This window comes from Jannaschia sp. M317 (assembly GCF_025141175.1).
GTDB lineage: Bacteria > Pseudomonadota > Alphaproteobacteria > Rhodobacterales > Rhodobacteraceae > Jannaschia.
In genome coordinates this window covers 59,343-75,487 of sequence record NZ_CP081156.1, presented here as the reverse complement: position 1 = coordinate 75,487, position 16,145 = coordinate 59,343, and the positions used below count along the sequence as shown (strand labels likewise).

The window sequence follows — 16,145 nt, the reverse complement described above, 5'->3', positions numbered from 1 at the left end:
ATGGGGCTCAGCCCCATAGCTCCGGACCTGCAGCCATGACCGATATTCCCGACAGTACCACCTCCCCTGCCCGCCTGGCGCCGGGGGGCAGCTATACCGGCACCTACGAGACCCGGGGCGACCAGGATGCCGTGGGGCTGGAGCTGGAGGGGGGCGTGACCTACCGGGTGACGCTGGATCGCGGGCAGCTGGACAATACCGTGCTGGGCGATGTGCAGACCCTGGTGGCCCATCACGCCCAGGACGTGATCCACCTCAGCCCGCGCACCGACGGCACGGTCTTTGCCCGGCTCTGGGGGCGCGAAGACTTCCGCGACATCACCGGCCCCTACACCCTGACCCTGTCGGAGGTGACGGGCGACCTGTCGCCCTGGCCGGAACAGGCCCCGATCCTGGAGCTGGGCGGCCGCCTGCCCGGCGCGCTGGACTTCAACGGCGACGATGACCGCATCGGGTTCATGGTCGAGGCCGGGCAGAGCTACCGCATCTCGGTGCTGTCCACCGGACCGGAACTGGCGGCGCGCGCGCCGGACCTGCCGGTCGGGGTCCTTCTCCAGAACCCGGACGGCACCCGGATCGACGACGCCGAGCGCCTGTTTCGCGGCAACGACAGCTTCATCACCTATACCGCCCAGACCAGCGGGCGCATCGATCTGACCGTCGACGAATCCTACAGCATCCCCACCGCCTACGAGGTGCGCTTCGACACCTTCACCGATCTGCCGCCGTTGCTGACCACGCCCGCGACCCTGGCCGTGGGCGAGGCGGTGCAGGGCGTCTTCGAATACCGCGTCGACGCCGATGCCTATGCCATCGAGCTGGAGACCGGGATCTCCTACGCCTTCACGCTGGAACAGGCGGGCAATTCGGTCTGGCTCTACAATTCCGCCGGGCGGCTGGTGAATTTCGCCACCGGGGCCAATGTCACGCTGGAGGCGAGCGTGGCCGCAAGCGGCACCTTCTACCTGCAGGCCCGCACCGGAGAGGCCAACGACGGGGCCTATACCCTGCGCGCCGATGTCTCGAACGAGATCCCCGCCAGCCCCGCCACCGAGGCGGTTCTGCCGGTGGGCACCCCGGTCCGGGATCAGCTGCACGGCCGGGACGCCGACTGGTACGGCATCACGCTGGAGGCGGACACCACCTACCGGGCCAGCTACGGCGCGCTCAACGGCCTTGCGGTGCGCCTGTCGGTCCATGACGCAGCCGGCGAAACCCTGCTGGAGGAGACGCGCGGCCCCCGGGAGGTCTACAGCGAGGCCGCCCGCGACCTGGTGTTTTCCAGCGCCGCCGTGCCCGGGGCCGCCTTTCTGGGGCTGAGCAACAGCCGGTTCGGGGTCCAGAACTACACCCTTCTGCTGGAAGAAGTGGCCGACGCGGGCCAGACCGATGCGGGGGCCGCCACCCTGGCGGTCGGAGAGGACCGGCGCGGGCATCTGTTCCAGGGCGACGTGGACCGCTTTGCCGTCACCCTGCCCCAGGGGCCCGACGCGGCCACCGCCTATCTGGTTTCGGTCACGGGCGAGGGCTTCGGCACGCGGCCGGTGCTGGCCGTGAACGGCGTCGCCCCCGGCGCGGAGATCGCGGGCGTGACCGGCGACGCCACCGCCTGGCAGGTGGTCCAGGTCGGCCCGGACCCTGCACCGCTGTCCGTGGATGTGAGCGAGGCGACCGGCCCCCGGGGCCAGACAGGCACCCCCTTCTACAATCTGCGCGTGGACGCCGTGGACCGGGGCACCGAGGCCGCCGAGCGGATGGTCGCCGCGCCGGAGCGCGGGATCGTGGCGGGGGGGGGCGACGATACCCTTGTGGGCCGCGACGCGGGCGACATCCTGTGGGGCGGGCGGGGCGACGACCTGATCTTCGGCCTGCAGGGTGACGACCACATCCGCGGTGGAACGGGCAACGACACCCTGCAGCTGGGCGCGGGCGACGACATCGCCACGGGCGGCGTGGGGCGTGACCTGCTGGTGGGTCATGGCGGCGACGACAACCTGGCGGGGGGCGCAGGTTCGGACGTGCTGATCGGGGGCGCGGGCGACGACACGCTGAACGGCGGGGCGGATGCCGATGCGCTGACCGGGGGGGCCGGGGCCGATGCCTTCTATCTGATGCGCGACGCGGGTGCGCGCGACTGGATCGCCGATTACGACCAGGCCGAGGGCGACGTGCTGGTGCTGGACCCCGCCATCTTCAACCCGAACATCAGCCGGGGCGTGTTCCTGCGCCGCGAGGCGATCGAGGGCGTGGGTGACGCCGATACCGACGAAATCGTCGTCGTGGCGCGCGGCCGCTTTTTCGATCAGACTCAGGACATTGCCGTCCTGGTGGACGGGGCGGATATCGGCACAATCACCTTGCGCGGACCGGACGGTGCCTTCACGTTGGAGGTATCGGATTTGCCGATCTGACCCTGCCCCGCCAATCCCTTTTTGACATACGTTTTCGGAGATCCCCATGACCACTATTCCGCTCAGAACCACCCTGTTTGATGGCAACGGATTCATCTGGGACATCCGGACGAACGGAGTTATCAGCAACGGTAGCAACGACGCCTTCGACGGCGGGTTCCGACTGGGGACGGCGAACGGTGGCTTCAACACCGCCGAGGGCGAGGACGACGATCGCGAACTGGCCATCGGCCCCTTCACCGGCACCGGTGCCCCGGGCATCGAGATCACGCGCAAGATCTATGTCCCCGACGACGCGGGCTTCGCACGCTTCCTCGACAGTGTCACCAACACCGGCGACATCGCCGTGACCTACACCTACCAGATGCGCACCAACCTCGGCTCCGACAGCAACACGAACATCATCGACACCTCCGACGGCGATCAGCTGTTCTCGCCCGAGGATGTCTGGATCGTCACCGACGACGTGCCCAATCGCGGGGATCCGGCGGTGGCCCATGTCTTCGGCAATGGCGGCGGCCTGGCCCCCGCCACGGCCACGAGATCCGGCGATAACATCGCCTATACCTTCGCCTGACCCTCGCCCCCGGCGAAACCCAATCCATCCTGCAGTTCGGCGTCCAGAACTTCGATCCCGAAACGGCGGTGGAGACGGCGGAGCTGTTGTCCGCCCTGACCGAAGGGCTCGATGGGCTGTCGCAGGAGGAACTGGACCAGATCGTCAATTTCGACATCGACATCGAGCGCACGCCGGTGACCCTCGACGGGGGCGCGGGGGCCGACCTGCTGGAGGGCGGGCTGTTCGACGACACCCTGCGCGGGCTGGACGGCGACGACACGATCACCGGCAACAGCGGGGCCGACCTGCTGGAGGGCGGCGCGGGCGACGACAGCATCGAAGGTGGGCGCGGGACCGACACCATCGACGGCGGCGCAGGCGACGACACCGTGACGGGCGGCAGCGGCAGCGACAGCATTGCGGGCGGCGACGGCGACGACTCCCTGGACGGCGACAGTGGCCACGACACCGTCACGGGCGACGCGGGCAACGACACGATCCTGGGGGCCCGCGGCAACGACGACCTGTCGGGCGGCGAAGGTGCCGACGCCATCGAGGGACAGGACGGCAACGACACGATCACCGGGGACGTGGGGGGCGACACCCTGGGCGGCGGCGACGGCGACGACAGCCTTGACGGCGGCGACGGCGACGACCGGCTCAGCGGCGGGGACGGACGCGACACGATCCTGGGCGGCGCGGGCGACGACAGCATCGGCGGCGGCGGCGGGGATGACCGCGTCTTTGCCGGCGCGGGCAACGACACGATCACCGGCGACGCCCTGGACCCGAGCGAGGGAGAGCGGGGGCGCGACTTCCTGATGGGGATGGAGGGCGACGACCTGATCTCCGGCGGGGCCCGGAACGACACCCTGGCCGGTCAGGAGGGCAGCGACACCCTGTCGGGCGGCACCGGGAACGACCTGCTGTTCGGGGGCGCGGGCGACGATTTCATCTTCGGCGGCATCCAGGGCTCGGACCGGGCCTGGGGCGGGGACGGGGCGGATCGCTTCTTCTCGACCGGGGTGCGCGGCGGCGAGACCCGGGTGATGGACTACGACGCCGCCGAGGGCGACGTGCTGGTGGTCGACGGGCAATTCTTCACCGCCGCCGATTTCGAAGTGCGCGGGCTGACCGTCCTGCGCCCGGGGGGGGCGGGGCCCGAATTCCGCCCCGAGGAACTGGTCCGCCTGCTGCCCAACGGCGACGCGGTGACGCTGTTCACCTTCGCCGCCGATTTCGACAGCGACCGGATCGTCCTGCGCCTGCCCTTCGAGGATCAGGGCGAGACCGTCACCTTCGAGCTGATGTAGCCCCGCCCGTCAGAACAGGAAATCGTCCTCGGTCCAGCTATCGGGGGCGATCCAGCCGCGTTCGGTGCCGAAGACGCGGATTTCCTCGTCGCCCCAGCGGATGACGCCGCCGTTGCCGGTGCCGCGCAGCGTCAGCGCCTCGATGCCGTGGATCCGGCCCCAGCCCGACAGGTCGATGCGGTCCACGCCCTGCTCGAAGCCGTCGATGCGGTCGCTCTGGCCGTCGGCCTCGAAGACGAAGACATCCGCGCCCGCGCCGCCGTCCAGCGTGTCGGACCCGGTGCCCGCCAGCAACAGGTCGTCGCCCGCGCCCCCCGACAGCACATCGTCGCCCGCCCCCCCGATCAGCAGGTCGCCCGCCGCCCCGCCGGTCAGGGTGTTGTCGGCGGCCCCGCCGATCTGGCGCGCGCCGATGGTGTCCAGGTCGACGACCAGTTGGGCGATACCGCCCCGCGCACTGCCGGTGATCAGGATCTGCGCCTCGTCGCCGACCAGGGTGACGGCCAGGGCCGCGACCGCGCCGAAGTTCCAGTCCAGCCCCTGCTCCAGGCTCTGGTGGTGGTGGATCTTGCCGCCGGGCAGCACCTCCAGCAGGGCCACGCCCTGATCGTCGCCCGCCGCGACCAGGAAATCGCGGCCACGATGTTCGAAGGTTTCCACCGCCGAGGCCCCGCCAAAGCGGGTGTCGCGGGTGTCGTGCAGGATGTCGGCAGGAAAGAACACGCCCATCGGGTTGATGCGCACCGTCGACAGGCTGTCGCTTTCCCAGGAGGCCACGACGACGAAGGACTGGCCGCCCACCTCCAACGTGGCCAGATCCGCCATCCCCGAAGTCCAGAGCCCCTCGTGCCCGGCGATGCTGTCGACCAGCGTCATCCGGCCGTCGGCATCGACGCGCCAACTGCACAGGGTGCCCGGTGTGATGCCCAACAGGAAATCGGTGGCCCCCACCTGGATGGTGTCCAGATCGGTGATCCCCAGGCCGTCGGATTTCACCGGCGGGGCCAGGGCCTGCACGCCCGCCAGCTGCGGCCCCTGTCCGCCGGCCTGCAGGCTGTAGCTGGTCAGGCCCCGCCCGGCGAAACCGGTGCCGATCAGATAGTCACCACCCGCCGTCTGGATCTCGATCATCTGGCCGACCTGGGCCACCTGCCCCGACACGGTGCGCAGGGCCGTCATGGTGCCAGGCGCCGCCGGGTCGGAGATGTCCTGAATGCGGGGTGCACGGGCGAAGGTGTCAAAACTCAGCAAATAGGTCGCATTTCCCATCTCCACCGACAGCCCCTCCGAAAAGCCGCCGCCGGCGGCCCGGGTCTGCTGCTGGGCCAGGGCCATGTCCCGCCCCCCCTGCAGGGTCAGGGTGCTGAGCGTGCCGGTCGCGCTGCCGCCTGCCAGAACCTGGACCAGGCCACCTGAAACCACGGGCACCAGAACAGAAACCGTTGAAAAGGCAAAGGTATCGGTGTCGGCGATGGTGTCTTGCAGGATCAGGGACGGCATCTGTGCACTCCGGCATTCGGTGTGCAGCAGAAGCTGAAGGGGCACGGTGTTTCACTGGCGACGCACTTGGTCTGAAAACACGGCGATGGCGGGGCAAACCGATAAATTTGCAACGACTTCGGACGTAATCCGCATTCTCTGAAACTTGAGAACAAATTGGCATCCGAAATCAGATGAAAATCGGATAATCACCTGAAAAAAGAACGATCTGTTCCGAAGATCGCCACAATCGGCCTTGATGCCGCAATGAGACGAGACTGACGCCCCGAGGGACCGAGGGCAACAAAGGGTACATCCAATGAACATCACCGGAGATTCGGGCGCCAACGATCTGTTTGGCAGTGCGGGCAACGACACCATCGAAGGGCTGGGCGGCGACGACACGCTGACCGGACATTCCGGTAATGACATTCTGCGCGGCGGACCAGGCAATGACGTCTTCGTGGGCGGCGCGGGCACCGATCGCATCGAAGGCGGCAGCGGCACGGCCGACCGCGTGCTCTATTACCGCGAGACCGGAACCCTGGGCATCCGGGCCGACCTGCAGGCAGGCACCATCCTCGACACCTTCGGCAATACCGACACGCTCTTCGGGATCGAACAGATCTACGGCTCCAACAACAATGACACGCTGCTGGGGCACAGCACGCTGGGCGACCTGTTGTTCGGGCGCGGCGGCAACGACATCCTCAACGGGCGCGGCGGCGACGACACGCTGATCGGCGGCCAGGGGGCGGATACGCTCAACGGTGGCACCGGCGACGACCAGATCGCGTATTTCCTGGAAACCGGCACACGGGGTGTGAACGTCAACCTGACGAGCGGGACGGCGATCGACACCTTCGGCACCCTCGACACGCTGCAGAACATCGACCGCGTGCTGGGCACGGAACGGGCCGACACCCTGCGCGGCGACGCCGCCGGCAACCTGCTGTTCGGGCGCGGCGGCAATGACATCATCGACGGCCTGGGCGGCAACGACACGCTGATCGGCGGGGCCGGCAACGACACGTTCAATGGCGGCGGCGGCGACGACCAGATCGCCTATTTCCTGGAAACCGGCACCCAGGGCGTGCGCGTGGACCTCGACGCGGGCACCGCCGTCGACAGCTTTGGCGGCACCGACACCCTGCAGAACATCGACCGCGTGCTGGGCACGGAACGGGCCGACACCCTGCGCGGCGCCAATTCCGGCGACGACCTTCTGTTCGGACGCGGCGGCAACGACATCATCGACGGGCGCGGCGGCAACGACACGCTGATCGGCGGGGCCGGCCGCGACACCATCACCGGCGGCGTGGGCGACGACCAGGTCGCCTATTTCCTGGAAACCGGCACCCGGGGCGTCAGCGTCGATCTGGGCGCGGGCACCGCGACCGACACCTTTGGCGACACCGACCAGCTGATCGGCGTGGACCGCGCGCTTGGCACCGACCGGGCCGACACGCTGCTGGGCTCTTCCGAGGACGACCGCCTGTTCGGGCGCGGCGGCAATGACACGATCAACGGACGCGACGGGCGCGACACGCTGGTCGGCGGGGCCGGCAACGACACCATCAACGGCGGCGACGGCCTCGACCAGGTCGCCTACTTCCTGGAAACCGGCACCCAGGGCGTCAACGTCGACCTGCGCGCGGGCACCGCCACCGACAGCTTTGGCAACAACGACCGGTTGATCGACGTGGAGCACGTCTTCGGCACCGACCAGAACGACGTGCTGCTGGGCACCGATGTGGACGGCGACCGGCTGTTCGGGCGCGATGGCAACGACACCATCGACGGGCGCGACGGCGACAACCTGATCTATACCGGGGCGGGCGACGACGTGATCCGGGTGGGCACCACCACCTTTGATGCGCGCGACACGGTCGTCATCAACGGCAATGGCACCAAGACCATCACCGGCACCGGGTCCGAGGGCACGCGCTTTGGCCACCACATCGTCTTTGAGGTGGATGCCGCGCTGACCGTCAGCCTCAAGGACGGCATCGCGACCACGGCCAACGGGTTGCGGGTCGACTGGACCGGGGCGCTGCACTTCCTGGAACTGGGCGGCTCGGCGTATGACGATATGCTGACCGGCGGCCTGGTCATCCACGATGAGCTGGAATGGTACGTGGGCCACCAGGGCAACGACACCATCGACGGCGGCACCGGCACCGGCGACACCATCGTCTACGACGACGAGGTCATCTTCGGTCAGTTCAACTATGAACTGGGTCGGCAGGAATTCGGCACCCACGGGGCCACGGTCAACCTGGCCACCGGCGTGGCGACCGACACCTTCGGCTTTACCGACACGCTGATCAACATCGACCAGATCCGCGGCACCCGCTACGCCGACATCGTCATCGGCTCGGACGAGGACAACGGCTTCTGGATGCTGGGCGGCAACGACGTCATCGACGGCGGCGCGGGCTTTGACCGGGTGCATTACGACGACGACACCATGCACGGCGGCAACGAGGCGGTGAACGTCAACCTGATCACCGGCATCGCCACCGACGGTTACGGCAACACCGACCGGCTCAAGAACATCGAAGGCGTCTTCACCACCACCAAGAACGACACCGTGGTGGCCGACAACGCCGACAACCGGGTCTTTGCCTTTGCGGGCAACGACACCGTGCGCGGCGGCGGCGGCGACGACGTCATCCTGGGCCACGAAGGCAACGACACCCTGCGCGGCGATGCCGGCGACGATGAAATCTGGGGCGGCGACGGCAACGACATCATCGATGGCGGCGTCGGCACCGACGTGGCGCGCTACCGCGACGATGCCCGCGGCATCAACGCCAACCTGGTGGCCGGCACCGTCGAGGACGGGTCGGGCGGGACCGACCAGCTGATCTCGATCGAGAACCTGCACGGCTCGGATCATGGCGACCTGGTGGTCGGCAACGCCGGGGCCAACCAGATCTTCGGCTACGGCGGCAACGACACGATCTCTGCGGGGGCAGGCGACGACGTGCTGCTGGGCGGGGCGGGCAACGACGTGATCCGCGCCGGCGCCGGCAACGACGAACTGCGCGGCGAGGCCGGGGCGGATACGCTCGACGGCGGCGCGGGCACCGACGTGGCGCGCTACCTGAACGCGGCGGCGGGCGTGAACGTCAACCTGATCGGCGGCCAGGCGGTCGACGGGCACGGCACGATCGACACGCTGACGAACATCGAGAACGTGCATGGCTCGGGCCATGGCGACACCCTGCGCGGCAACCTGGAGGCGAACCAGCTGTTCGGCTTTGGCGGCAACGACCAGATCTCGGGCGGCTCGGGGGCCGATACGCTGCTGGGCGGCGACGGCAACGACCTGCTGGAAGGCGGGGCAGGCAACGACGCCCTGCGCGGCGAGGCCGGGGGCGACACGCTTGACGGCGGGGCCGGTCAGGACCTTGCGCGCTATCTGGATGCGGACGCGGGCGTGAACGTCAACCTGGGCACCGGGCGCGCCGCCGATGGCCAAGGCGGCCAGGACACGCTGATCTCGATCGAGGGCGTGCACGGCTCGGCCTTCGGCGACACCATCACCGGCGACGCCGAGGCCAACCAGCTTTCGGGCTTTGGCGGCAACGACCTGCTGGTCGGCGCAGGCGGGGGCGATACCCTGCTGGGCGGCGATGGCAACGACACCGTGGTCGGGTCCAGCGGCGATGACGAACTCTGGGGCGAGGCGGGCGACGACACGCTCGACGGGGCCAGCGGCGACGACCTGGTGCGGTATCGCACCGATGCCCGCGGCATCGTGGCCGACCTGGGGGCCGGCACCGTGCGCGACGGATCGGGCGGAACCGACAGCCTGATCTCGATCGAACGGCTGCACGGCTCCGACCATGGCGATGCGATCACCGGCAACGCCGGGGCCAACCGCCTGTTCGGCTTTGATGGCAACGACACGATCAACGGCGGCAACGGCGACGACGTGCTGCTGGGTGGCAACGAAAACGACAGCCTCTCGGGGGGCGGCGGCAACGACGAGATCTGGGGCGGGGCCGGCGACGATACGATCAACGGCAACTCCGGCACGGACCTGGTGCGTTACCTGGATGCGTTGCGCGGGGTCGACGTCGACCTGACGGCGGGCACGGCGCAGGACGGCATGGGCGGCACCGACCGCCTGTCGGAACTGGAGAACGTGCACGGCTCGGACTTCGGCGACCAGATCACGGGCAACGCCTCCGACAACGAACTCTTCGGCTTTGCCGGGGCCGACACCCTGTCGGGCGCGGGCGGCAACGACATCCTGTTGGGCGGCGACGGCAATGACAGCCTGTCGGGCGGGTCGGGCAACGACCAGCTGCGCGGCCAGGACGGGACCGACACGCTCAACGGTGGCAGCGGGGTCGATCTGGTCCGCTACCGCGATGCGACAATGGCCGTGGACGTGGATCTGACCACGGGAATCGCGCTGGACGGGCGCGGCTATGTGGACAGGCTGATCTCGATCGAGCAGGCCCACGGCTCCGACCATGACGACCGTCTGATCGGCACCGACGGCGCGAACCAGCTGTTTGGCTACGACGGGGCCGACACCATCGAGGGCGGGGCCGGCAACGACGTCCTGTCCGGCGGTCAGGGGGGCGACACCTACCGTTTCGGCGGCGGCTTCGGCATCGATGCGGTCAACGACCTGGGCGGCTCCGGCACGGACCGCGTCCTGATCGAGGGCTACCGGTCGGTCAACGCCAACGTCCGCCTGCAGGGCGCGAACATCCAGCTCGACTTTGGCTATGGCGATGCGATCACCCTGGCCGGGTCCCATGCGGCCGGATCCACCAGCACCATCGAGCAGGTGATCTTTGGCGACGGCGAAATCTGGTCCCATGCCGACCTGGTCGCGGCCATCGGCCAGCGCGCGGTCTTTGCGCGGCTGGGCGAGACGAGCGAGAACAACTCGACCTATGGCACCGATGCCGACGACACCCTGAACGGACAGGGCGGCAACGACATCGTCCTGGGCCTGGGGGGCGACGACAATCTGTCGGGCGGATCGGGCAGCGATACCATCCGCGGCGGTGCGGGCGATGACACCCTCAACGGCGGCTCGGGCAACGACCGCCTCGAAGGGGGCACCGGCATCGACCACTTCGTGCTGGCCGCAGGCGGCGGGCGCGACGTGATCGAGGACTTCGAGTTCGGCCGCGACATCATCTCGGTCGCGGGCGGGGCCACCACCACCGAGACCACGGATGCCAACGGCAACCGGGTGATTTCGCTGGCCGATGGCACCCAGGTGACCCTGGCGGGCGTGACCGGCACCGGGGCTCCCTCGCCCGCCGTGGCCGTCAGCGGCGCCGCGGTCGAGGATGCGACCCTCATGGCCGAGATGTCGGGCCTGGTGGATCTGTTCGGCACCAGCGCCGGGACGGTCACCTATCAATGGCTGCGCGACGGGCGCACCATCTCTGGTGCCACCGCCGACAGCTACCTGCTGACCCAGGACGATGTCGGGTCCAACATCTCGGTCCAGGCCACCGTGGGCGGCAACGCCATCCGCAGCACCGCCACCGGCGATGTTGAAAACCTCAACGACCGGCCCACCGGCATCCTTGCGGTGACCGGCACCACGGTCGAGGACAGCACCCTGACCGCCGACGCCTCGGCCATCGCCGACGAGGATGGGCTGGGCACCTTCGCCTATCAGTGGCTGCGCGACGGCGAGGCTCTGGCCGGGGCCACCACCGACAGCTACCTGCTGACCCAGGAAGATGCGGGCAGCCTGATCACCGTCCAGCTGAGCTATACCGACCAGCTCGGCACCGCCGAGACGGTTCTGTCGACACGGACGGGCCCGATCTCCAACCTCAACGATGCGCCCACGGGCACGGTCCGCTTTACCGGGGCCGCGGTCGAGGGCGAGACGCTGACCGGCGACGCCACCTCGCTGGAGGATGCTGACGGGCTGGGATCGTTCAGCTACAGCTGGCTGCGTGACGGTCAGGCCATCGCCGGGGCAGACGAGATCACCTATACCCAAAAGGCGGCGGATGTCGGGGCCACCATCACGCTGGAGGTAAGCTATACCGACGAGCAGGGCACGCGGGAGGTGCTGCGCAGCGACGCCTCGCCCGAGGTGGCGCAAGGCTCGCTCACCCTGCTGGGCGACGGCTCCGACAACACCCTTCGCGGCGGTGTGGGCAACGACAACCTGTCGGGCCTGGGCGGCAACGACCGCTTGCTGGGCCGGGAAGGCAGCGATACGCTCAACGGCGGCGACGGCACCGACACGCTCAACGGCGGCGACGGCGATGACTTCATCTTCGGCGGCGACAGCGAAGCGGACCTGCGCGACATCGTCTACGGCGGCGCGGGCGACGACAGCATCGAGGGCGGCTACGGCAACGACCTGCTCAACGGGGATGCGGGCGATGATACCATCGCCGGTGGCTTCGGCGCCGATGAGGTGCTGGGCGGCGACGGCGACGACGTTCTGACCGGTGCGGCCTTCGGCGATGTGATCTTCGGCGGCAACGGCGCCGATTACATCAACGGCGGCTTCGGCTCGGACCGGGTCAATGGCGGGGAGGGCGCGGACCGGTTCTTCCACCTGGGCATTGCCGACCACGGCTCGGACTGGATCCAGGACTACACCGCGGCCCAGGGCGACGTGCTGCAATATGGCGGCCGGGTGACCCGCGATCAGTTCCAGGTCAACACCACCACCACGGTGGGGGCCGGGGCCGACGACGTGGAGGAGGCCTTCATCATCTTCCGCCCGACCGGTCAGATCCTCTGGGCGCTGGTCGACGGGGCCGGAGAGGACGCAATCCGCCTGCAACTGGGTCAGGAAACCTTCAACATCCTGACCTGATCCCACAGACGCGGGCGCGACGACATCGCGCCCGCGTTCCCGTTTCCGACGGGGATACCGGTTCGGGGCCAGGGCCCGGTTCCCCGTCGGGTTGCGGGCCTTGACCGGGCCGCCACAGCCCGAGGTCGGCCCTGCCGTGCATCCGAACATTTGCCTAAAGGACGGGGCCTTGATAAGGCGACGCAAAATTCTGGATTGCCCCAACATGACATCTTCTACCTCGAACGGTTCGTGGACACGCCTGATGCGGTTTGTTCGTGTGTTGTTTCTAACCCCGCAGGAGCGGCGTTATCTGGCAGATGCCGAGGCTTCGGGCCTGTTCGATCCGGTCTATTATGCAGGGGCCTATCCGGCGATTCATCCCTGGTTCCACAAGGTGCCGCTGCGCCATTACATCGTCTACGGCGAGGCGCGCGGCTATCGTCCGAACCCCGATTTCTCGCCCTCGGCCTATCTGCGCTACAATCCCGACGTCGAGGCGATCGGCATGTCGCCGTTCCACCATTGGGCCGCAGCGGGCCACAAGGAGGATCGGGTCCACAAGGAGCTTCCGAAGGTCGAGGAGCTGCCCGAGGTCATGACGCCCAAGCTGCGCATCGACCCGACCCGCGCCCGCGCCCGCTTTGCCGTGGTGCTGCATATCTATTACCCCGATCTCTGGGACGAATTCGCCACCCGCTTCGAGGCGCTGCCGATCGACTACGATCTCTATGTCACGCTGACCTATCGCGGCGCGGAGACCGAGGCGCTGGCCGAAGAGATCCGCGACCGCTTCCCGCGGGCCACGGTGGTGCCGGTGGCCAACCGGGGCCGCGATATCCTGCCCTTCCTCACCCTGGTCAACGCCGGGGCGCTGGACGGCTACGAGGCGGTCTGCAAGCTGCACACCAAGAAGTCCCCGCACCGCGAGGACGGCGACCTGTGGCGCAAACATCTGACCGGCGGCATCCTCCCCGACGAGGGATTGGAAGACCTGCTGGAGACCTTCCTGACGGACGAGGAGGCCGCCTTCTGGGTCGCCGATGGTCAGCATTTCGACGACACCAAGTGGTGGGGCTCCAACCTGGAGATCACGCGCCACCTGCTGCGCCGCCTGGAGATCGAGATCGACGGCTCGCGGCTGTCGTTCCCCGCCGGGTCCATCTATTGGCTGAAGCCGTTGATGGTCGGCATGCTCAAGGCGCTGAAGCTCAACGAGGGGCAGTTCGACCCCGAGACGGCCCAGGTCGACGGCACGCTGGCCCATGCGCTGGAACGCACCATGGGGTTCCTGGCCGATGCCGCAGGCCACCGCGTGGTCCAGACCACGCAATTGGCCGAGGCCGAGCCCTACGTGCCCGCGCCCACCCCCGCCTTTGTGTCGGCCTTCTACCTGCCGCAGTTCCATCCCACCCCCGAAAACGATGCCTGGTGGGGCAAGGGGTTCACCGAATGGCGCGGCACGGTGGGGGCGCAGTCGCTGTTTGCGGGCCATACCCAACCGCTCCTGCCTGCCGATCTGGGGTTCTACGATCTGCGCGCCACCGAGGTGATGGGCGATCAGGCCGCGCTGGCGCGGGACGCGGGCATCGATGCCTTTTGCGTCTATCACTACTGGTTCGACGGCCGCCGCATCCTGGAGACGCCGATCGACAAGCTGATGGACCGGCCCGAGATCGATTTCCCCTTCTATCTGTGCTGGGCCAACGAAAGCTGGCGGCGCAACTGGGACGGGCTGTCGGGCACGGTGCTGATGCCGCAAAGCTACGAGGACGGCTTCGAGGCCAAGCTGGCCCATGACACCGCCCCCTACATGCGCGACCCCCGTTACATGCGCCCCGACGGCACGCGGCCGCGGTTCGTCATCTATCGCCCCGAGGACATGCCCGACCCCAACGGATCGGTTGACCGCCTGCGCGCCGCCTTCCGCGACGAGGGCATCGGCGAGGTCGAGCTGGGTGCCGTGCGGTTCCACATCGAGGGCGAAAGCCCGGTCGACGACGATGCCTTCGATTTCTGGGTCGAGATGCCGCCCCATGGCGCCGTCACCATCGACGCCTACCTGTTCGGCGGCCCCCAGGGGAACCTGCTGGGCCGAGAGGTCCACGGCGGCTTCAAGGGGCTGATCTACAACTACAACACGGTCATCGGCACCACCACCAGCGACGCCTACGTAAAGGGCCTGCCTGAAAACACCATCGCCGGCGCCATGCCCAGCTGGGACAACAGCGCCCGCCGCCACTTGGATGCGCACATGGCCTATGGGGCCAATCCGGCCAGCTTCTCGCGGTGGCTGATGGCGATCCGCAACCAGCGGCTGGAAGGGTCCTACCGGGGCGAGTTGTTCCTGAATGCCTGGAACGAATGGGCCGAAAAGGCCGTGCTGGAACCGTCGATCCAATATGGGGACCTGTACTTGCGGGTGCTGACGGATCATCTGGCGGATCCCGAAGCCCCTCAGGCGACACTCGAAGCGAAAGCGGGCTGACATGACGGACACCCCTGTGGCCCCCGCATCCGGGGCCGAAACACCGACCCCTGAAAAGGTTGGCCGCTCCAAGGTCGTGCTGCACATTGGCACCCACAAGACGGCGACCACCACGATTCAGGACACGTTTTGGGAAAACAGCGACCTGCTGGCCAAGCATGGGGTGATCTATCCACGCCTGGGTCGGGTGACCGGACATCACGGGCTGGCCTATGACTGGGCCAACCTGCCGCCGATCTACAAACTGGAGGACGGCAGCGAGGCTGCGCTGAGGGCGCTCAACGACACCTACGCCCACCAACCGGTGACGCTGTTTCTGTCCAGCGAGGAGTTTTCCCGTGGCGACCCCAAGGGTGCCACGGATTTCGCCGCCCTGCGCGCCTGCCTGGGCGACTTCGACGAGATCGAGGTGATTTGCGCGCTGCGCCCGCAGTGGGAATTCATTCAGTCGATCTACCTCGAAGTCAGCAAGCACCGCAGCCCGCCGCGCCCCCCTGCCCTGCTGGAGGCGGCGCTCAAGACGCATATGCTCGAAGGTCTGTGGGTCGATTACAACCTGCTGCTGGATCGTCTGGAAGACGTCTTCGCCCCCGAGGAAATCCGGCTGTTCGACTTCGCCACACAGCGCAAGGCCCCCGGTGGGGTCCTGGGCGCGATCCTGGCCCATCTGGGGGTTGACCTGACCGCCGAGGACCTGACCCCCGTGAACGGCGGTGCCTCCAACGTGTCGCCCCGTCCGATCACCGCCTGGGCGGCCAATGTTCTGGCAGAGCCCACAGTCGCCCCGAAGTGGCTTTTGACGCTGATCGAAGAGGCCATGGATCTGGAATTCGAGGCATCGACCCGGTCCTGCCTGTTCACGCGCGAAGAGTTTCAGGCCGTGGCGGCGCATTTCGCGCCGGCGAACCAAAGGCTTCGGGACCGGCGCGCGTCGGTTCAGCCCGGCTTTGACCTGACGGCGGCGGATATCACGCCGCTCAATCTGTTTCGAAACATGATCCCCCAATCGCTCTGGGTGCGGATCGGACGGCGGCAGACGGCGATGATGATCCGCAGTCTGGATTGAAGCCGGACCCGACCGGCC

General features: G+C 68.1%; 7 protein-coding genes. 6 read left to right on the top strand and 1 reads right to left on the bottom strand.

Going from position 1 to position 16,145, the window contains the following annotated elements; translation table 11 throughout:
- The first annotated feature begins 35 nt into the window (after positions 1–35).
- The 3 genes from K3551_RS18355 to K3551_RS18345 all read left to right on the top strand — a co-directional run bounded on the left by K3551_RS18355 (position 36) and on the right by K3551_RS18345 (position 4,283).
- Positions 36–2,411 (top strand): calcium-binding protein, encoded by a 2,376-nt coding sequence (locus K3551_RS18355; protein ID WP_259919782.1) that lies wholly within the window; start codon positions 36–38, stop codon positions 2,409–2,411.
- Between the two features lie 46 nt (positions 2,412–2,457).
- Positions 2,458–2,988 (top strand): hypothetical protein, encoded by a 531-nt coding sequence (locus K3551_RS18350; protein ID WP_259919781.1) that lies wholly within the window; start codon positions 2,458–2,460, stop codon positions 2,986–2,988.
- 68 nt (positions 2,989–3,056) lie between these two features.
- A complete protein-coding gene (locus K3551_RS18345; RefSeq protein ID WP_259919780.1) occupies positions 3,057–4,283 on the top strand; it encodes a calcium-binding protein in 1,227 nt (408 codons plus the stop codon).
- A gap of 9 nt (positions 4,284–4,292) precedes the next feature.
- Here the strand turns inward: K3551_RS18345 and K3551_RS19980 are convergent, their stop codons facing one another.
- A complete protein-coding gene (locus K3551_RS19980) occupies positions 4,293–5,783 on the bottom strand; it encodes a M10 family metallopeptidase C-terminal domain-containing protein (protein WP_311199800.1) in 1,491 nt (496 codons plus the stop codon).
- Between the two features lie 298 nt (positions 5,784–6,081).
- On the opposite strand from K3551_RS19980, the gene K3551_RS18325 reads away from it, so the two are divergent.
- The 3 genes from K3551_RS18325 (at position 6,082) to K3551_RS18315 (ending at position 16,127) form a co-directional block, all read left to right on the top strand.
- Positions 6,082–12,594 (top strand): hypothetical protein, encoded by a 6,513-nt coding sequence (locus K3551_RS18325; RefSeq protein WP_311199799.1) that lies wholly within the window; start codon positions 6,082–6,084, stop codon positions 12,592–12,594.
- Positions 12,595–12,838: 244 nt separating this feature from the next.
- Entirely contained in the window at positions 12,839–15,061 is a 2,223-nt protein-coding gene (locus K3551_RS18320) for a glycoside hydrolase family 99-like domain-containing protein (protein ID WP_259919779.1), read from the top strand.
- Position 15,062: 1 nt separating this feature from the next.
- Positions 15,063–16,127, top strand: a complete 1,065-nt coding sequence (locus tag K3551_RS18315; RefSeq protein WP_259919778.1) for a hypothetical protein — start codon at positions 15,063–15,065, stop codon at positions 16,125–16,127.
- Positions 16,128–16,145: the final 18 nt, after the last annotated feature.

Coding starts and splice junctions, on each gene's coding strand:
- K3551_RS18355 (WP_259919782.1), top strand. CDS start 36: ATGACCGATATTCCCGACAGTACCACCTCCCCTGCCCGCCTGGCGCCG.
- K3551_RS18350 (WP_259919781.1), top strand. CDS start 2,458: ATGACCACTATTCCGCTCAGAACCACCCTGTTTGATGGCAACGGATTC.
- K3551_RS19980 (WP_311199800.1), bottom strand. CDS start 5,783: ATGCCGTCCCTGATCCTGCAAGACACCATCGCCGACACCGATACCTTT.
- K3551_RS18325 (WP_311199799.1), top strand. CDS start 6,082: ATGAACATCACCGGAGATTCGGGCGCCAACGATCTGTTTGGCAGTGCG.
- K3551_RS18320 (WP_259919779.1), top strand. CDS start 12,839: ATGCGGTTTGTTCGTGTGTTGTTTCTAACCCCGCAGGAGCGGCGTTAT.
- K3551_RS18315 (WP_259919778.1), top strand. CDS start 15,063: ATGACGGACACCCCTGTGGCCCCCGCATCCGGGGCCGAAACACCGACC.